The sequence below is a fragment of the Bradyrhizobium sp. G127 genome, from assembly GCF_021502575.1.
Taxonomy (GTDB): domain Bacteria; phylum Pseudomonadota; class Alphaproteobacteria; order Rhizobiales; family Xanthobacteraceae; genus Afipia.
Genome location: NZ_JAKFGN010000002.1, coordinates 684,653 through 702,274, shown reverse-complemented (window position 1 = coordinate 702,274; position 17,622 = coordinate 684,653). Strand labels below are relative to the sequence as shown.

14 protein-coding genes and 1 tRNA gene are annotated in these 17,622 nt (G+C 61.3%); 12 read left to right on the top strand and 3 right to left on the bottom strand.

Annotation, left to right across the window (positions count from 1 at the left end; all coding sequences use genetic code 11):
- Positions 1 to 115: 115 nt before the first annotated feature.
- A complete protein-coding gene (locus tag LVY71_RS15325) occupies positions 116 to 1,786 on the bottom strand; it encodes a sensor histidine kinase (protein ID WP_235100714.1) in 1,671 nt (556 codons plus the stop codon).
- 233 nt (positions 1,787 to 2,019) lie between these two features.
- Here LVY71_RS15325 and LVY71_RS15320 point away from each other — a divergent pair.
- From LVY71_RS15320 to rplA, 5 genes are all read left to right on the top strand, one after another.
- Positions 2,020 to 2,095: transfer RNA gene (locus LVY71_RS15320), tRNA-Trp, on the top strand.
- A 273-nt stretch (positions 2,096 to 2,368) separates the two neighbouring features.
- Entirely contained in the window at positions 2,369 to 2,563 is a 195-nt protein-coding gene (secE, locus tag LVY71_RS15315) for a preprotein translocase subunit SecE (protein ID WP_235100713.1), read from the top strand.
- Between the two features lie 16 nt (positions 2,564 to 2,579).
- Entirely contained in the window at positions 2,580 to 3,110 is a 531-nt protein-coding gene (nusG, locus tag LVY71_RS15310; RefSeq protein ID WP_235100712.1) for a transcription termination/antitermination protein NusG, read from the top strand.
- 134 nt (positions 3,111 to 3,244) lie between these two features.
- The gene (gene rplK, locus LVY71_RS15305; protein WP_235100711.1) at positions 3,245 to 3,673 is read left to right on the top strand and encodes a 50S ribosomal protein L11; all 429 of its coding nucleotides are present in this window, start codon (positions 3,245 to 3,247) and stop codon (positions 3,671 to 3,673) included.
- A gap of 5 nt (positions 3,674 to 3,678) precedes the next feature.
- Entirely contained in the window at positions 3,679 to 4,371 is a 693-nt protein-coding gene (gene rplA, locus LVY71_RS15300; protein WP_235100710.1) for a 50S ribosomal protein L1, read from the top strand.
- A 68-nt stretch (positions 4,372 to 4,439) separates the two neighbouring features.
- Here rplA and LVY71_RS15295 read toward each other — a convergent pair whose 3' ends face one another.
- Both LVY71_RS15295 and LVY71_RS15290 read right to left on the bottom strand, forming a co-directional pair.
- A complete protein-coding gene (locus LVY71_RS15295) occupies positions 4,440 to 5,705 on the bottom strand; it encodes a YeeE/YedE family protein (RefSeq protein WP_235100709.1) in 1,266 nt (421 codons plus the stop codon).
- Positions 5,702 to 6,625: a sulfurtransferase gene (locus LVY71_RS15290; protein WP_235100708.1), complete on the bottom strand. Its 924-nt coding sequence runs from the start codon at positions 6,623 to 6,625 to the stop codon at positions 5,702 to 5,704. The genes LVY71_RS15295 and LVY71_RS15290 overlap by 4 nt, the downstream gene beginning before the upstream one ends.
- 288 nt (positions 6,626 to 6,913) lie before the next feature.
- Here LVY71_RS15290 and LVY71_RS15285 point away from each other — a divergent pair, with 288 nt between their 5' ends.
- The 7 genes from LVY71_RS15285 to rpoB all read left to right on the top strand — a co-directional run bounded on the left by LVY71_RS15285 (position 6,914) and on the right by rpoB (position 17,617).
- A complete protein-coding gene (locus LVY71_RS15285; protein WP_235100707.1) occupies positions 6,914 to 7,861 on the top strand; it encodes a 2-hydroxyacid dehydrogenase in 948 nt (315 codons plus the stop codon).
- Positions 7,862 to 8,057: 196 nt separating this feature from the next.
- Positions 8,058 to 8,522 carry a (2Fe-2S)-binding protein gene (locus LVY71_RS15280; RefSeq protein ID WP_235100706.1) on the top strand — a complete coding sequence of 155 codons (465 nt, stop codon included), beginning with the start codon at positions 8,058 to 8,060 and terminating at the stop codon, positions 8,520 to 8,522.
- A 3-nt stretch (positions 8,523 to 8,525) separates the two neighbouring features.
- The gene (locus LVY71_RS15275) at positions 8,526 to 10,715 is read left to right on the top strand and encodes a xanthine dehydrogenase family protein molybdopterin-binding subunit (protein WP_235100705.1); all 2,190 of its coding nucleotides are present in this window, start codon (positions 8,526 to 8,528) and stop codon (positions 10,713 to 10,715) included.
- Positions 10,712 to 11,383 carry an Isoquinoline 1-oxidoreductase subunit gene (locus tag LVY71_RS15270; RefSeq protein ID WP_235100704.1) on the top strand — a complete coding sequence of 224 codons (672 nt, stop codon included), beginning with the start codon at positions 10,712 to 10,714 and terminating at the stop codon, positions 11,381 to 11,383. The genes LVY71_RS15275 and LVY71_RS15270 overlap by 4 nt, the downstream gene beginning before the upstream one ends.
- 616 nt (positions 11,384 to 11,999) lie before the next feature.
- Positions 12,000 to 12,518, top strand: coding sequence for a 50S ribosomal protein L10 (gene rplJ, locus LVY71_RS15265; RefSeq protein ID WP_235100703.1), 519 nt, complete (start codon positions 12,000 to 12,002; stop codon positions 12,516 to 12,518).
- A gap of 51 nt (positions 12,519 to 12,569) precedes the next feature.
- A complete protein-coding gene (rplL, locus tag LVY71_RS15260; protein ID WP_235100702.1) occupies positions 12,570 to 12,950 on the top strand; it encodes a 50S ribosomal protein L7/L12 in 381 nt (126 codons plus the stop codon).
- A 536-nt stretch (positions 12,951 to 13,486) separates the two neighbouring features.
- Positions 13,487 to 17,617 (top strand): DNA-directed RNA polymerase subunit beta, encoded by a 4,131-nt coding sequence (gene rpoB / locus LVY71_RS15255; RefSeq protein WP_235100701.1) that lies wholly within the window; start codon positions 13,487 to 13,489, stop codon positions 17,615 to 17,617.
- Positions 17,618 to 17,622: the final 5 nt, after the last annotated feature.

Here is a 17,622-nt window from a genome sequence, read left to right as displayed (position 1 = left end):
CTGTCCAGCAAAAAAGGGGTAGGCGATTTGGATCAACATGCCGTTAAGAAACCGGCTTTTGGGCCATCGGCATGGCGCAAGTTCGCCCAGCGAATCTGTGGAAATACCCGGCCGGTTAGCTGTCCCGCGGCTCGTCGAGCGGCGAGACAATGTTAAGGTGGCAGACAAGGCCCGAAGGGGGATAGCGGAAATTGCATTGGCCGCCCAGCTGACGGCTAAGATTTGCGATCAACCTTGTCCCGAACCCTTCTTCCGCCGGTGGCTGAATGCTGGGGCCGCCGCTTTCGCTCCAGATCAGGCTGATTTTGGTGCTGGTTAGATCCGGCTTCGCTGTCCAGTTGATGCTGACGCGGCCGTTTTCGTTCGACAGCGCGCCATATTTCAGCGCGTTGGTGCACAGCTCGTGCAGGATCATCGCCATCGGCACCGCTGTCGTTGGGGGTAGGCTCACCGGTGGTCCTGAAATCGTGAAGCGGTGCCCGCGTTCTTCTTTCAGGGGGGCCATCGCGGCCTCGGCGACCTCCGACAGATCGGCGTGCTGCCAATTTTTCCGCGTCAGCAGATCGTGGCTTCTGACCAGAGCCTGCAGGCGCTCGTGAAACTGGCGCAGGGCTTCCGGCCCCTGACTGTTGCGAAAGCTCAGGGATGCAATCGACTGAACGGTGGCCAGCGTGTTCTTGACGCGATGCGCAAGTTCGTGAACGAGAATCTCGCGGCGCTCTTCGGCAGTGGCGCGCAACTCCTCGCGCATCGCGTTCTCGTCCATCAGCCGGTCGAAGGTCTGACCGAGAATGCCAATCTCGTCGCTGCGGCCGACAATGCCGGTGCGCGCTGCATCGTGACCGCGCCGCCAAGCCTCCGCGGTTGCCACCATGCGCATCAGCGGCCTGCGGATGATGCTCTCGCCGACCAGCCACGCCAGCAGGAATGCGACCGCGCTTCCCAGCGCGAACAGCGCGAAGCTGTTGCGGACGGCGCGATCGATAGGTCCGAATGCTTCGCTGTGCGAGATGCCGCTGCTGACATAGAGTCCGAACGGGGTGAGGGCGGCTGGAATATATCCGATAATGCGGGGAACGCCGTCGACGCCGACGATGTCCTCGCTTCCCGGCGCGGATTTTCCGATCCGGCCGAGGCTGTCGGGTAATTTGTTGCCGACATACTTTTCCGGAAACGGTTCGCGGGACACGACCGTGCCGCTGCGGTCTGCAATGAGGACTGCGCCGCCGCGCTGGACGCCGCGCTGCTTCAATCGGTGTCCCAGCCATTCGAGGTTGAGTCCGGCAACCACCACGCCTTCGACCCTGTCGTTCCGCACGATCGGAACGGCCATCGGAATGACGTTGCGGTTCGAGAGCTTGCTCGCGATGAATGGTCCGATCGTGAATTTTCGTTGCTCGATGGCCTCGCGGAAATAGTCGCGATTGGCAAGATTGGGAGAGCCAAGGCTCGGCTCGCTAAGACAGCGGATGTTGCCGTCCAGTCCCACGATCAGAATGCCCGTCAGCGGCTCGATACTCGGCCGAACCCGCGCGATGTAGTCAGTGCAGGCGGTGTTGTCGGGCCGGCTGACCTCGTCGGCTTCGGCCACGGCGCGAAGCGCTCCCTGAATGCCGTCGAATATCTGGCCGATTTCGGAGACGACGACCTGTGCGTTGCGTTGGGCTTCAGCTCGCACTTCGGCGTAGCGCGTGTTGCGAAGGTCGAACGAGCCATATCCGACCGCCGCAAGGCCAGGCAGGGACGCAACGAGGGTAAGCGCCAGCAGCCGGTGGGTGAGCGACATGCGGCGTATGGCATTGCGAAGCGGCAAACCGTTTCTTCCCCACCCGGTTGAGCGTGGCCGCAATCTACGCGCCGTGCCGGACCGCGGCAATTACCGGAAACCGGGTTCCATCAGAGGTTTAATTGCGTGGAGATGGTGGGGGAATTCGTCAGGAAATCGCAAAGAAATCGGCGAGAAAACGCGAAGACGGGGCGTGACGGAGCGAAAATGGTTCGCTATAGAGGCGGGCCTGTAGGAGCGTAGCTCAGTTGGTAGAGCATCGGTCTCCAAAACCGAGGGTCGCAGGTTCGAGCCCTGCCGCTCCTGCCATTTTGGCTGGAAATACCGCCGATCCCGGCCTCCCGGCGCGGGTCCCGTACCTTGACCTCAGCCCCGTCCCACAGTAGATAACGGCACCTGCTGTCGGCCCGCCTTGGCGGATATCCGGCGCGGCATTGAAATCCCCGGACAATCGAGCCCGCTTGGCGGCTCATCCTTCAAAAGAGGGTTGGGCACACGAGAGGGCTGTCCGGATTCCTGAAATACCTGAAATCACGCCAGGATAAGATGTTTTCCCGGCACTATGGATGCGGACAACCGGCGATGGCTTTCAGCCCGTTCAAATTCTTGCAGGAAGTGCGCTCGGAGACCGCGAAGGTCACCTGGCCGACCCGTCGCGAGACCATGATCACTACTATCATGGTGTTCATTATGGTCGCGGTGTCCTCGATTTTCTTCTTCGTCGCGGACCAGATCATTCGCGTCCTGATTACTTATCTTCTCGGCATTCAGGCCTGAGCGCGGAACCGAAACAATGAGCATGCGCTGGTACATCGTTCACGCCTATTCCAACTTCGAAAAGAAGGTTGCCGAATCCATTCGCGAGCAGGCCAAGCAGCGCGGGCTTGAAGAACTGTTCGAACAGATTCTGGTGCCGACCGAGAAAGTCACGGAAGTGCGCCGCGGTCGCAAGATCGACGCCGAGCGCAAGTTCTTTCCGGGCTACGTGCTGGTGAAGATGAACCTGACCGACGAGGCGTTTCATCTGATCAAGAACACCCCGAAGGTGACGGGCTTCCTCGGCGCGGAAAACAAGCCGCAGCCGATCACGGAAGCCGAAGCCATGCGCATCCTGCATCAGGTGCAGGAGGGTGTGGAGCGGCCGAAGGCGTCCGTATCGTTCGAGATCGGCGAGAACGTGCGGGTCGCCGATGGTCCGTTCGCGTCGTTCTCCGGCGTGGTCGAGGAAATCGACGAGGCCCGTTCGCGCGTGAAGGTCGCGGTGTCGATCTTCGGACGTGCAACGCCGGTCGAACTGGAATTCGGTCAGGTCGAAAAGGTCTGATCGTTTTCGCCATCATGCTGTGATGGCGATGAGAATGCCGTGGGAGGAGACAGCCGGTCGCCAGCCGCCTGTCGAACCGCACCACGGTCCTTAGGAAGGTCCGGAATGGTCCGGGCCGTTTGAAGGAGTAAAGCATGGCAAAGAAAGTGACCGGATACCTGAAGCTTCAGGTGCCGGCCGGTGCGGCGAACCCGTCGCCACCGATCGGTCCCGCGCTTGGTCAGCGCGGCCTCAACATCATGGAATTCTGCAAGGCGTTCAACGCGCAGACGCAGAAGGAAGAAAAGAACACCCCGATCCCGGTGGTCATCACCATTTATGCGGACCGGTCGTTCACCTTCGAGATGAAGACCCCGCCGATGTCCTACTTCCTCAAGCAGGCAGCGAAGATTCAGTCCGGCTCCAAGTTGCCGGGCCGCGATTCCGCCGGCAAGGTGACCAAAGCGCAGGTGCGCGAGATCGCCGAGAAGAAGATGAAGGATCTCAACTGCGACACCGTCGAAGCAGCCATGAAAATGGTTGAGGGCTCTGCCCGTTCGATGGGTCTTCAGGTAGCGGGGTAACGATCATGGCTGTTGGCAAGAAACTGGTCAAAGCCCGTGAGGGTATCGACCGCGAGAAGCTCTATCCGATCACCGATGCAATCAAGATGGTCAAGGAACGCGCTTCGGCGAAGTTCGACGAGACCATCGAGATTGCGATGAACCTCGGTGTCGATCCGCGTCACGCCGACCAGATGGTCCGTGGCGTTGTCACCCTGCCGAACGGCACGGGCCGCACGCTACGCGTCGGCGTGTTCGCGCGTGGCGCCAAGGCTGAGGAAGCCAAGGCCGCTGGCGCGGATGTTGTCGGCGCTGAAGACCTCGTTGAGAAGGTGCAGGGCGGTGCGATCGACTTCGATCGTTGTATCGCAACTCCCGACATGATGCCGCTGGTCGGTCGTCTCGGTAAGGTGCTCGGCCCGCGCGGCATGATGCCGAACCCGAAGATCGGCACCGTCACCATGGACATCGCCAACGCCGTCAAGGGCGCCAAGGGTGGTTCGGTCGAATTCCGCGTCGAGAAGGCGGGGATCATTCAGGCCGGTATCGGCAAGGCCTCGTTCTCGGAAGAAAAGCTGGTCGAGAACATCAAGGCGCTTGCCGACGCGGTGGTGAAGGCGAAGCCTGCGGGCTCCAAGGGCACCTACGTTCAGCGCGTCGCGGTTTCGTCTACGATGGGTCCGGGCGTTAAGGTCGAGCCGGGCAGCCTCAACTCCTGAGTGCAATCTGATCTGAAAAAAGGCGGAGCGATGATCATCGCTCCGCCTTTCTTTATTTGTGCTGGCGCTCAGGGCCGGGGAAGAAGGCCTGTGTGCCGTCCCGCGGAAAGCTTCACTGCGATTCCGATAAATACGGCAGCTGCGAAGACCCAGCCCGACAGCGCGCCCGCCATGATGCCGGATAGCAGCGTTCCGACGGTGCAACCAAGACCTGTCATCGCGCCCCATCCGAGAAGTATGCCGCCAGCAAAGCCGCGCACGATCTGAGCGGGACGCGGCCATGCAGGTGCAAACTGTCCCGCAGCGAGAGCGGCTGCAAACGACGCAACCACAAGTGCCAGGATGAAAGCGCCGTTACGCGAGAACAGGGCGTCTCCCGCCACGCTGATACATCCGCGCAATGTATCGAGGCCTTCGAGACGCGGCGGTGCAACGCCAAGGCCGGAGGCCACCTGCCGCGCGCGACTGCCGATTTCGGCGGTAACGCCCAGCGGAGCAATGCGGAAATAGGCGACCGTGCCCAGCGCGCCGATGATCGCGCCGCCGATCCACGCCGGCCAGCGTGTCACGAGCAAAGCGACCGGAAAGTTCGACGCGGGGGACGATGAAAGCGCCACGGTGCGCGACGTGCGCGACAGCGCCCATGCGATCACTGCCAGTACAACCAATGTGGCGATCAGCGCGCCTGCATAGCCGAGTGTTTGCGGCAGCCACAACACCGGTGCATCTGCGACTGCGGCGAGATAGATGTTATTCCATGTGGCAAAGCCGAGAATAAAACCCGCAACCGTCCCAAGCAGTGCGAAGGGCGCGGTCGGAGAACCTTCGCCGAGTCGATAGAGATGCGCGCTGACGCAGGAGCCGGATATTGCCATCCCCGCTCCGAACGCAAAGCCGGCCGCAACAAGCGCGACGCTGACCGGGCCGATAAATGCGTCCGGCGGCAGCCGTCCCGTGGCGGCGTCCGGCAGCCAGGCGCCGAAGATCAGCGTATAGCCGGCGATGCCGGTAGCGAGCGCAACCAGCAAACCGAACAGGCCGCGCGGGTCGTCTTTGTCGTACCAGTCGCGAAACATGCAGAAGAAGCAGAAGCGCGACCGCTGCAGGACCACACCGAAGATCGCGCCGAACACGATCGACAACGCAAGCGCAGGATGTCCCTGAATGTGGAGGATGTAAGCGACCGCAGCCAGCGCGGCGAGAAGGGCAGCGGCAATCGCCGCCGTTGGACGCGACCAGCCAAACGCCGAAGACGCCGGACGATGGTCCGGCGTCTTCAGTCGATTTCCCGGGGACGCTGTTCGCGTCTCCGGAATACCATCACCTTGCGTCACTTCACACCCCAGACCGTTCCTGCGGTGTTGACGACCGGCACCCCGACCGTGTTGCCGTATTCGGTCCATGAGCCATCGTAATTCTTCACGTCATAGCCGAGAATCTTGGTGAGCAGGAACCAGGTGTGACTGGAACGCTCGCCGATCCGGCAGTAGGTGATGATCGGCTTAGAGCCATCAATGCCTGCGTCGGCATAAAGCTTCTTGAGGTCTTCCTTCGACTTGAAGGTGCCGTCTTCGGCAACCGCCTTGCCCCACGGCACATTGATTGCGCCGGGGACGTGGCCTGCGCGGACACTCAGTTCCTGCGAGCCGGGAGGAGCGAAGATCTTGCCGCTAAATTCGTCCGGCGAGCGGATGTCGACGATCACGGCGTTCTTCGACCTGGAGGCATCGACCACATCGGCCAACCGCGCGCGCAGCTTGGTGTTGCGCTCGGTGATTTTGATGTTGCCCGGCTCCAGCGAGACGGCGCGGGTGTCGAATGGCCGCTTGTCAGCCTCCCATTTCTTGCGGCCGCCATCGAGCAGTTTGACGTTCTTCACGCCATACACGTCGAACACCCACGCGCCCCATGCGGCAAACCAGTTGTTGTTGTCACCGTAGAGCACCACGGTCGAATCGGAGTTGATGCCGAGTTTTTTCACCAGCGCCTGGAAAGTTTCCGGCTTGGCAATGTCGCGTTCGAGCTTATCGACCAAGTCGGTGGTCCAGACCACATTCTGGGCGCCGGGAATGTGGCCGCGCTCGTAGAGGCCGGGCTCGACGCTGACTTCGAGAATGCGGAGCTTGGGATCGTTGAGGTTCTTCTCGAGCCACTCAGTGGTAACGAGTGGGGATTTGGCATCCTGCGCGGTCGCCGGAGCCGCCGCGACGCCGAGCGCGACCAGCGCCGATGCCACGATGGATTTAAGCCTCATATTCCGTTCCTTCCATGGTCAATGAAACAGTCTGCGATCTGCGAAGCAGGGCGCTCCGGACGCATGCGCTTATGCAACGCAGCCCCTTTGGCGCGGGTCAACGTGCTGTTTTGACGCAAAAATGAAAAATTCTCGCGAGATCGCGAGACGTCGAATAACCATCTGCATTTGCATTGCTGTCGCGAAATCCATTCTTTCGCGTGACAACTGGTCACAGGGCAATGTACCTGCATCGTAACGACGGCGCAGCGCAAAGCGCGGTTCGCGTGGTCGGGGTAAAGGGCATCCATGAAGCAGCAAGTCTTGATCTACTCACGATTTCCCAAGGCGCAGATGGTGCGCATTGGCGAGCACTACGATCTGCTCGACGGCGCGGGCAAACTGCCGATCGAGACGTTCAGCGCTGGTCAGCTCAAAGCGATCCGCGTGATGATTACTGCGGGCGGGCAGGTGATCCCGCCCGAGGTGCTCGACACGCTGCCATCGCTCGGCGCGATCATTTGTTACGGCACGGGATATGACGGTGTGGATTTCGCCGAGACGAAAAAGCGCGGGATTGTGGTCGGCAATTCACCGGCGGCGAACGCGGCGTCGGTCGCCGATCTCGCCATGACCCTGATGCTGGCAACGACTCGGCGTCTTCTGCCCGCGGACGATTACGTCCGCAGCGGAGGATGGTCGGGCGCGAAGCCGTCCCCGTCGATGCGGCCAGGCCCCGGCATGACCGGACGCAAGATCGGCATCTATGGCATGGGTGAAATCGGACGCAAGATCGCGGCGCGTTGCGCGGCATTCGAAACCGAGGTCGCTTACTTCAGCCGTAGCAAACACGATGTGCCTTACGCCTATCACGCGTCGCTCGCCGCGCTGGCGGAGTGGTCCGATATTCTGATGGTAGCTGTGCGCGCCGGGGCGGATACCGAGCATGCAGTCGATGCCGGGATTTTGAAGAAGCTCGGTCCGCAGGGGACCATCGTCAACATCTCGCGCGGTTCGGTGATCGATCAGAAGGCACTGGTGGCCGCGCTTGAAAATAACGTGATCGCGGGCGCAGGGCTTGATGTTTACGAAAAAGAGCCGCATGCGCCGGACGCGCTGACTAAATTCTCCAATGTGGTGCTGACGCCGCACATCGGTGGGCACACGATCGAATCGCATGTCGCCATGCAGGATTGCGTGCTCGCAAACCTCCATGCCTTTTTTTCAGGCAAGCCACTGCGATATCCAGTGACGTGACTCACGAAAAATATAAATGTCATCAATCGTGCGGATGGTGCGAACTTATATGGGAGGCTGCAACGCGAGTTGCGAGATTTTGTTCCTCTTAAACTCAAAAAATATTCAGCATCGCAGTGCACATTAGTTTGATTGCCGATTAGAACGAGTCGAATGTAGAAGCGTTCCTTCTGTCGTAATCAGAAGGAATGCGGCCATGGCGGCCTACACACTGAAGATCAACGGCGGCGAACATCGTGTGGATGTCGACCCGCAAACTCCTCTCCTCTGGGCCATTCGCGATGGTGCGGGCCTGACCGGCACAAAATACGGATGCGGTGTCGCGCAATGCGGCGCATGCACCGTGCATGTCGATGGTCAGCCGATGCGCTCCTGCGCGCTGCCGGTCTCGGCGGTCGGCACCAGCGAAATCACCACCATTGAAGGTATCAAGAGCCGCGAAGCGCAGGCCGTTCAGAAGGCCTGGGTGGCGCTGGACGTGCCGCAATGCGGTTACTGCCAGTCCGGCCAGATCATGAGCGCGGCATCGCTGCTCGAGCTCAATCCGAAGCCGACTGACAACGATATCGACCTCGCGATGAACGGCAATATTTGCCGCTGCGCCACGTATGTTCGCATACGCGCCGCGATCCACGATGCTGCCAAGTCGCTGGAGGGCTGAGCCATGAACATTCACATCAAAGAATCCATCACACGTTCGTCGGCTCTTTCGCGGCGCTCGCTCCTCAAGGGTGGCGCGGGTCTTGTGATCGGCGCTTATCTTGCGCGCGGCGGCAAGGCGTTTGCGCAGGGCGCGCCTGCGGCAACGAGTGTCAACATCACGCCGAACACGTTTCTCGTCATCGCGCCGGACAACACAGTGACGGTGCTGTGCAAGCACATCGAGTTCGGGCAGGGACCTTTCACCGGCATGGCGACCCTCGTCGCCGAAGAACTTGATGCCGACTGGTCGCAGATGCGTGCGGATCACGCGCCATCCAATCCTGTCCTCTACAAGAATCTCCTGTTCGGCGTGCAGGGCACCGGCGGATCGAGTGCCATCGCCAATTCCTACGAGCAGATGCGCAAGGTCGGTGCGGCGGCGCGCGAAATGTTGGTAGCTGCCGCCGCCAGCGAATGGAATGTGCCCGCCTCCGAGATCACGGTCGAGAACGGGGTCATCAAACATCCGTCCGGCAAGCAGAGCGGTTTCGGCGCGTTCGTTGAAAAAGCCAATCAGTTGCCGGTCCCGGCCGATCCGAAGTTGAAGGATCCATCGCAGTTCAAACTGATCGGCAAGGAAGGCGTGGTCAAACGGCTCGACAGCGCCGCGAAGTCGAACGGCAGCGCCGAGTATACGCTCGACATTCACGAACCCGACATGCTGACGGTGGTGGTCGCGCGTTCTCCGAGGTTCGGCGGGACCGTGGCGTCGTTTGATGCGACGGCGGCGAAGGCCGTTCCCGGCGTGGTCGACATCAAGCAGGTACCGACCGGCGTCGCGGTTTACGCCAGGGGCTTCTGGCCGGCGAAGACCGCGCGCGATCTCTTGAAGATCACATGGGATGACAGCAAGGCGGAAAAGCGCGGCACCGCGCAACTGCTGACCGAATTCCGCGATCTGGCAAAAACGCCCGGCAAGACGGTGAAGCAGGAAGGCGACTTTGAAGCCGCGATGGCCAGGGGCGGTCGCGTCGTCGAAGCGGAGTTCGTGTTTCCCTATCTGGCGCATGCGGCGATGGAGCCGCTCAACGGCTTCATCAAGTGGGACGGCGAAACGGCGTCCGCGCGCTACGGCAGTCAATTTCCGACGCCTGACCACGCCACCATCGCAAAGATTCTCGATCTTCCGATGGAGAAGGTCTCGCTCAAGACTATTCTCGCCGGCGGCAGCTTCGGACGCCGCGCGCAGCAGACGGTGCATGTCGCAGCCGAACTTGCGGAGGTGGCGAAGGCCATCGGTCCGGGGAAGTCGGTGAAGCTGGTATGGACCCGCGAGGACGACATGCGCGGCGGTTACTACCGTCCGTTCAGCGTGCATCGGATGCGCGGTGTGGTGCGCGATGGCAAAATCGAGGCCTGGAGCGACACTATCGTCGGTCAGTCGATCATGAAGGGATCTCCGTTCGAGGCGATGACGTTCAAGGACGGCATGGATTCGACTGCCTACGAAGGCTCGAATGAAATTCCCTATGATGTCGCCAACTTCAAATGCGATCTGCATCAGGTCGATGTCGGCGTGCCGGTGCTGTGGTGGCGTTCGGTAGGGCACACCCATACAGGCTACGCGGTCGAAGCGTTTGTCGACGAACTGCTGGAGGCCGCGGGGAAAGATCCCGTCGAAGGGCGTCTCGAACTGATGGGCAAGAAGCCGCGCCATGCCGGTGTGCTTCGCGCCGTCGCCGAACTGTCGGACTGGAAGAACGCGAAACTCGATCCCGGCCGTGCGCGGGGCGTCGCGGTGGTGGAGAGCTTCAATACCTTCGTCGCGCAGGTTGTCGAACTGTCGATGACCGAGGAGGGGCCGAAAGTTCACAAGGTGTGGTGCGCGGTGGACTGCGGCATCGCCGTCAATCCGGACATCATCCGCGCGCAGATGGAAGGCGGCATCGGTTTCGGCCTCGGCCACATTCTCTATGCGGATGTCACGATGGAGGACGGCCGGGTCACCACGGGTAATTTCGACAACTACCGCTCGTTGCGCATCAACGAGATGCCCGAGATCCATGTGACCGTCGTGCAGTCGAGCGAGAAGCCGACCGGTGTCGGCGAGCCGGGCGTGCCGCCGATCGGTCCTGCGGTCGCCAATGCGATGGCGAAGCTCGGACAGACTCGTCCGCGTCAACTGCCGATCGTGCCGGGAGCTTCAGCATGAGCTTGCTCAGACAAGGTGTGATGGCGCTCGGAGCGGGTGCCATTGCCGCGACGGTGCTCGCATTCGCGGCGCCGACACTCCGCGACGAGGCCGACGCGGCAGTCGAGCCGATCAAAAACCCGGCCGTGCTCAAGCCGGTGTCCAGCTTCGACAAGATCAAGGACAAGAATAAGCGGGCGGTCGCGCTGTTTGAGGAGGCTGGCAAGGTCATTCAGTCGCCGCGCTGCATGAATTGCCATCCGGCGACCGAGCGTCCGACGCAAACCGACAGGATGCGTCCGCATATGCCGCTGGTGGTGCGGGGCGACGGGGGCGTCGGTGCCGCGAGCGGATTGGCGTGCAACACCTGCCATCACGATGCGAACTTCGATGCCGCGGGCGTGCCCGGCAATCCGAAGTGGGCCTTGGCACCTGCCGAGATGGCCTGGCAGGGCAAGTCGCTCGGCCAGATCTGCGTTCAGATCAAGGACAGAGAGCGCAACGGCGGCAAGGACATGGCTGCGCTGGTGAAGCACATGGCTGAGGACGAACTGGTCGGCTGGGGCTGGAATCCGGGCGGCAACCGCACACCGGCTCCGGGTACCCAGAAGCAGTTTGGCGAACTCATCAAGGCGTGGGCGGCGGCGGGCGCGGCCTGTCCGAAAATTACTGCAGATACAAAGGGTTGAGCTGAAGACCTGTGCCGGCTATGCAATAGGAGGTCTCCACGCCGACGGGGCCGGGCCGCTTCTGGCCCGGAAAATGCTTCAAGGGACCAGAATCCCCTTGGCAACGCGTTCCCGAACCGTTAAACAATCCCTTCCGGGCGTGCTGGCTGTCGCTGGCGCGTCCGTGTTCGTTTTCCGAAAATCAGACCAATAGGAGCCTATTCCTCGTCGATCATTCCGCATGGATTGCTCACAAGGAAGGGAAAGCCGCTGTTTTGACGAAGGAAAATGAGCGGGGGCGTTCTTCGGCGTGAAGCCGGGGAAAATCCCATCCTGTCCAAGACTGCAGGTGCCTGGCCGAATCCCTTGTGGAAGCGGCTTCGCTTAATTCCCTGCACAGACGGGTGAAAACCGGATTTCGTGACCCGCCGCCAATTGGTGGCGGCTGCGGATTTGGTTCGAACCTCGACACCTCGTTCAGGCGGGCCGCAAGGCAGCCGGAGCGGGAGGGCAGGCTTCCGAAATGTCGTCGTGCCCGACGTGTTGAGAGATGAATGTCTCGAGGCCAGCGGGCAGGACGATCGGTGCAACCCGGCGGTTCTGTCTCAAGCGGACCGCCAACCGGAAAGAGCTTGCTGTGGAACGAGCGGCAAAAAAAGAGGCGGTCGAAACGCTGAACGAGGTCTTCAAGACCACGGGCGTTGCGGTCGTTGCTCATTATTCCGGCCTGACCGTTGCCCAGATGCAGACTCTGCGGACGCAGATGAAGCAGGCTGGCGCCTCGGTGAAGGTCTCGAAGAACCGTCTCGCCAAAATTGCTCTTGAAGGCACGGATGTTGTTTCCATCGGCTCCCTGTTGAAGGGGCCGACCGTGATCGCGACTTCTAACGATCCGGTAGCAGCACCCAAGGTTGCCATCGAGTTCGCCAAGACGAACGAAAAGTTCGTCATCCTGGGCGGCGCGATGGGAACCACTGTCCTGAATCCCGACGCTGTGAAGGCGCTTGCCTCGCTGCCGTCGCTTGATGAACTGCGCGCGAAGATCGTCGGCCTCCTTGTGGCGCCTGCGACCAAGATCGCTCAGCTCTCCACCGCGCCTGCTGCGAAGCTGGCTCGCGTGGTTCAGGCCTATGCCTCGAAGAGTGAAGCGGCGTGACGCCATTCTCCATCTCAACTGGTTCGAACTGATACGCTAAGGAAACATAAAATGGCTGATTTGCAGAAGATTGTGGACGACCTCTCGAGCCTCACGGTTCTCGAGGCTGCCGAACTCGCGAAGCTTCTCGAAGAGAAGTGGGGCGTTTCGGCTGCTGCCGCCGTTGCGGTGGCTGCTGCTCCGGGCGCCGGCGGTGGCGGTGCTGCCGCCGCTGAAGAAAAGACCGAGTTCTCGGTCGTTCTCGCTTCGGCTGGCGACAAGAAGATCGAAGTCATCAAGGAAGTCCGCGCCATCACCGGCCTGGGCCTCAAGGAAGCCAAGGACCTCGTCGAAGGCGCACCGAAGCCCGTTAAGGACGGTGTTGCCAAGGACGAAGCCGAGAAGATCAAGGCTCAGCTCGAGAAGGCTGGCGCCAAGGTTGAGCTTAAGTAACCGACGGTTATTTAAGCGAAATCTCCGGGCGGGCGGTGAAGCCGAGCGATCCGGGGATCTCGATAAACAAAGGCGTCGATGGCCGGGCCAAGGCCCGGCCGTGACGCTGGAAGACCGGGAGCTGCCGCGAGGCCGCAGTCGGACACATTAAAGTGTGACGGTTCGATGATTGACCCCCTCGAATCGCCGCGATTGCCGCCCATATAGGCGGAGGCACGAAAGGACGGATCGCCCTTTGAAACCCGGAACGAGTTCAAGGCGGGACGTCGGGAGACGAGAGATTTCGGGCTTTAACAGGCCGTAGGTTTTGTTTGACGGGCAGGGCGCCACCAGCGCCCCGCGCGTCATTTTGCGTCTTGAGATTCGGTTCGGTGTGTCCCTGCCGATTGAAGCTCGGATGCCGCGATACTTGGCAGTTTGTTTGAAGCGTTTTGCTTCGGCGGTTGCCTCGGCGATTTGAAATTCAACCCGGGGGCGGTGCCCATCGCACTCCGGAAGATGCCGCCAGTCAAGGGCGGCGAAAATGAGAGGCCACGATGGCGCAGTCGCAGCAAACGTTCACCGGTCGCAAACGCGTTCGCAAGTTCTTCGGACACATCAAGGAAGTCGCGGAGATGCCGAACCTCATCGAGGTTCAGAAGGCGTCTTACGACCAGTTCCTGATGGTCGACGAACCAGCCGGCGGGCGGCTGGATGAAGGCCTGCAGGCGGTTTTCCGCTCGGTGTTTCCGATCAACGATTTCTCCGGAACGTCGCAGCTCGAATTCGTCCGCTACGAATTCGAACAGCCGAAGTATGACGTCGACGAGTGCCGTCAGCGCGGCATGACCTTCGCTGCGCCGCTGAAGGTGACGCTGCGCCTGATCGTGTTCGATATCGACGAAGAAACCGGCGCCAAGTCCGTGAAGGACATCAAGGAGCAGGACGTCTACATGGGCGACATTCCGCTCATGACGATGAACGGCACCTTCGTGGTCAACGGCACCGAGCGCGTTATCGTCTCGCAGATGCATCGTTCGCCGGGCGTGTTCTTCGATCACGACAAGGGCAAGACCCATTCGTCGGGCAAGTTGCTGTTCGCCGCGCGCGTGATTCCGTATCGCGGTTCCTGGCTCGACATCGAGTTCGACGCCAAGGACATCGTGTTTGCGCGTATCGACCGCCGCCGCAAGATTCCGGTGACGTCGCTGATGTTCGCGCTGGGTCTCGACGGCGAAGAAATCCTGTCGACCTTCTACAAGAAGATTCAGTACAAGCGCACCAAGGAAGGCTGGCGCGTGCCGTTCGCGGCTGACCGTTTCCGCGGCTACTCGACGATCAACGACCTGATCGACGCCGACTCGGGCAAGGTTGTGCTCGAAGCCGGCAAGAAGCTGACCGTGCGCGCTGCGCGGCAGTTGCAGGAAAAGGGCCTCAAGGCGCTTCGGATGTCCGACGAGGAACTCGTCGGCAATTATCTCGCGGAAGATCTCGTCAACCCGAAGACCGGCGAAATCCACGCCGAGGCCGGCGAGGAGATCACCGAGAAGCTGCTGAAGTCGCTGAACGAGCAGGGCTACAAGGAACTGCCGATTCTCGACATCGACCACGTCAACATCGGTCCCTACATTCGCAACACGCTGTCTGCCGACAAGAACATGACGCGTGAAGATGCGCTGTTCGACATCTATCGCGTGATGCGTCCGGGCGAGCCGCCGACCATCGACTCGGCGCAGGCCATGTTCCAGTCGCTGTTCTTCGACTCCGAGCGCTACGATCTGTCGGCCGTCGGCCGCGTGAAGATGAACATGCGCCTCGAACTCGATGCGCCGGACACCATGCGCACGCTGCGCAAGGAAGACATTCTGGCTGTCATCAAGACGCTGGTCGATCTGCGCGACGGCAAGGGCGAGATCGACGACATCGATCACCTCGGCAACCGCCGCGTGCGCTCGGTCGGTGAGTTGATGGAGAACCAGTACCGCATCGGTTTGCTGCGCATGGAGCGCGCGATCAAGGAGCGCATGTCGTCGGTCGATATCGACACCGTCATGCCGCAGGACCTGATCAACGCGAAGCCAGCCGCCGCGGCCGTGCGCGAGTTCTTCGGCTCGTCGCAGCTTTCGCAGTTCATGGACCAGACCAACCCGCTGTCGGAAATCACCCACAAGCGCCGTCTCTCGGCGCTTGGACCGGGCGGTCTGACACGCGAGCGGGCGGGCTTCGAAGTCCGCGACGTGCATCCGACGCACTACGGCCGTATCTGCCCGATCGAGACGCCGGAAGGCCCGAACATCGGTCTGATCAACTCGCTCGCCACCTTCGCGCGCGTGAACAAGTACGGCTTCGTTGAAACGCCTTACCGCAAGGTCAAGGACGGCCGCGTCACCGACGAGGTAGTCTATCTCTCGGCGATGGAAGAGGGCCGTTACCGCGTCGCGCAGGCAAACGTGCCGCTCGACAACAAGGGCCGCTTCACCGACGACCTGGTGATCTGCCGCCACGCCGGCGAAGTTCTTCAGATCACGCCGGACAAGGTCGACTACATGGACGTATCGCCGAAGCAGCTCGTTTCGGTCGCCGCGGCGCTGATCCCGTTCCTCGAGAACGACGACGCCAACCGCGCGCTGATGGGCTCTAACATGCAGCGTCAGGCCGTGCCTCTGGTGCGCGCCGAAGCGCCGTTCGTCGGCACCGGCATGGAAGGCGTCGTGGCCCGGGACTCGGGTGCTGCGATCGCGGCCCGCCGCACCGGCGTAATCGACCAGATCGACGCGACGCGTATCGTTATCCGCGCCACGGAAGATCTCGATCCGACCAAGTCGGGCGTCGATATCTATCGTCTGATGAAGTACCAGCGCTCGAACCAGTCGACCTGCATCAACCAGCGTCCGCTGGTGAAGGTGGGCGATCAGGTGCGCAAGGGCGACATCATCGCCGATGGTCCGTCGACCGACCTCGGCGAACTCGCGCTCGGCCGCAACGTGCTCGTCGCGTTCATGCCGTGGAATGGCTACAACTTCGAAGACTCGATCCTGCTCTCCGAGCGGATCGTGAAGGACGACGTGTTCACCTCGATCCACATCGAGGAATTCGAAGTCATGGCCCGCGACACCAAGCTGGGGCCTGAGGAAATCACGCGCGACATTCCGAACGTGTCGGAAGAAGCGCTGAAGAACCTCGACGAAGCCGGCATCGTTTACATCGGCGCGGAAGTCCGCGCCGGCGACATCCTGTGCGGCAAGATCACCCCGAAGGGCGAAAGCCCGATGACGCCGGAAGAAAAGCTCCTGCGCGCCATCTTCGGCGAAAAGGCTTCCGACGTCCGCGACACCTCGCTGCGCGTGCCTCCGGGCGTGCAGGGCACGATCGTGGAAGTTCGCGTGTTCAACCGGCATGGCGTCGACAAGGACGAGCGCGCCCTGGCGATCGAGCGGGAAGAGATCGAGCGTCTTGCCAAGGACCGCGACGACGAACAGGCGATTCTGGACCGCAACGTCTACGGACGTCTGTCGGAACTGCTGGAAAACCGCCAGGGTATTGCCGGTCCTAAGGGCTTCAAGAAGGATACCAAGATCACCCGCGCGGTGCTCGAGGAGTATCCGAAGTCGCAGTGGTGGCAGTTCGCGTCGCCGAACGACAAGCTGATGGCTGAAATCGAAGCCATGCGGAAGCAGTACGACGAATCGAAGAAGGGCCTTGAACAGCGCTTCCTCGACAAGGTCGAGAAGCTGCAGCGTGGCGATGAATTGCCGCCCGGCGTGATGAAGATGGTCAAGGTCTTCGTCGCGGTGAAGCGCAAGATTCAGCCAGGTGACAAGATGGCCGGACGTCACGGCAACAAGGGCGTGGTGTCGAAGATCGTGCCGATCGAAGACATGCCGTTCCTCGAAGACGGAACGCATGCGGACATCGTGCTCAATCCGCTCGGCGTGCCGTCGCGCATGAACGTCGGCCAGATTCTCGAAACGCATCTTGGCTGGGCCTGTGCGGGTCTCGGCAAGCGGATCGGGCAGGCGGTCGATGCCTACTACGGTCACGGCAAGTCGGACATCAAGCCGCTCAAGGAGACCTTGAAGAAGGTCTATGGCGACGACGAGGTCATCAAGACGCTGAACGACACGGAGTTGATGGAGCTTGGCAAGAATCTGCGCGCCGGTGTTCCGATCGCGACGCCGGTGTTCGATGGCGCCAAGGAGAAGGACATCGAGGACATGCTCGATCTCGCCGGACTCAACAAGTCCGGTCAGTCGACGGTCTACGACGGACGGACCGGCGACCAATTCGATCGCAATGTGACGGTGGGCTATATCTACATGCTCAAGCTGCACCATCTCGTGGACGACAAGATCCACGCGCGTTCGATCGGCCCTTACTCGCTCGTTACCCAGCAGCCGCTGGGCGGCAAGGCGCAGTTCGGCGGACAGCGTTTCGGCGAAATGGAAGTGTGGGCGCTCGAGGCTTACGGCGCGGCGTACACGCTCCAGGAAATGCTGACCGTGAAGTCGGACGACGTGGCCGGCCGTACCAAGGTGTACGAGGCCATCGTGCGCGGCGACGATACGTTCGAAGCGGGTATCCCGGAATCGTTCAACGTGTTGGTCAAGGAAATGCGCTCGCTCGGCCTCAACGTCGACCTGCACAATTCCAAGCTCAGCCCGACGACGACCTCCGAGGCCGCCGAGTAATCAAG

Excerpts from the sequence above, each read along its gene's own strand:
- LVY71_RS15280 (WP_235100706.1), top strand. The coding sequence starts at position 8,058 with ATGGCGGCCTACACACTGAAGATCAACGGCGGCGAACATCGTGTGGAT.
- rplA (WP_235100710.1), top strand. The coding sequence starts at position 3,679 with ATGGCTGTTGGCAAGAAACTGGTCAAAGCCCGTGAGGGTATCGACCGC.
- nusG (WP_235100712.1), top strand. The coding sequence starts at position 2,580 with ATGAGCATGCGCTGGTACATCGTTCACGCCTATTCCAACTTCGAAAAG.
- LVY71_RS15270 (WP_235100704.1), top strand. The coding sequence starts at position 10,712 with ATGAGCTTGCTCAGACAAGGTGTGATGGCGCTCGGAGCGGGTGCCATT.
- LVY71_RS15285 (WP_235100707.1), top strand. The coding sequence starts at position 6,914 with ATGAAGCAGCAAGTCTTGATCTACTCACGATTTCCCAAGGCGCAGATG.
- rplK (WP_235100711.1), top strand. The coding sequence starts at position 3,245 with ATGGCAAAGAAAGTGACCGGATACCTGAAGCTTCAGGTGCCGGCCGGT.
- LVY71_RS15290 (WP_235100708.1), bottom strand. The coding sequence starts at position 6,625 with ATGAGGCTTAAATCCATCGTGGCATCGGCGCTGGTCGCGCTCGGCGTC.
- LVY71_RS15325 (WP_235100714.1), bottom strand. The coding sequence starts at position 1,786 with ATGTCGCTCACCCACCGGCTGCTGGCGCTTACCCTCGTTGCGTCCCTG.
- rplL (WP_235100702.1), top strand. The coding sequence starts at position 12,570 with ATGGCTGATTTGCAGAAGATTGTGGACGACCTCTCGAGCCTCACGGTT.
- LVY71_RS15275 (WP_235100705.1), top strand. The coding sequence starts at position 8,526 with ATGAACATTCACATCAAAGAATCCATCACACGTTCGTCGGCTCTTTCG.
- secE (WP_235100713.1), top strand. The coding sequence starts at position 2,369 with ATGGCTTTCAGCCCGTTCAAATTCTTGCAGGAAGTGCGCTCGGAGACC.
- rpoB (WP_235100701.1), top strand. The coding sequence starts at position 13,487 with ATGGCGCAGTCGCAGCAAACGTTCACCGGTCGCAAACGCGTTCGCAAG.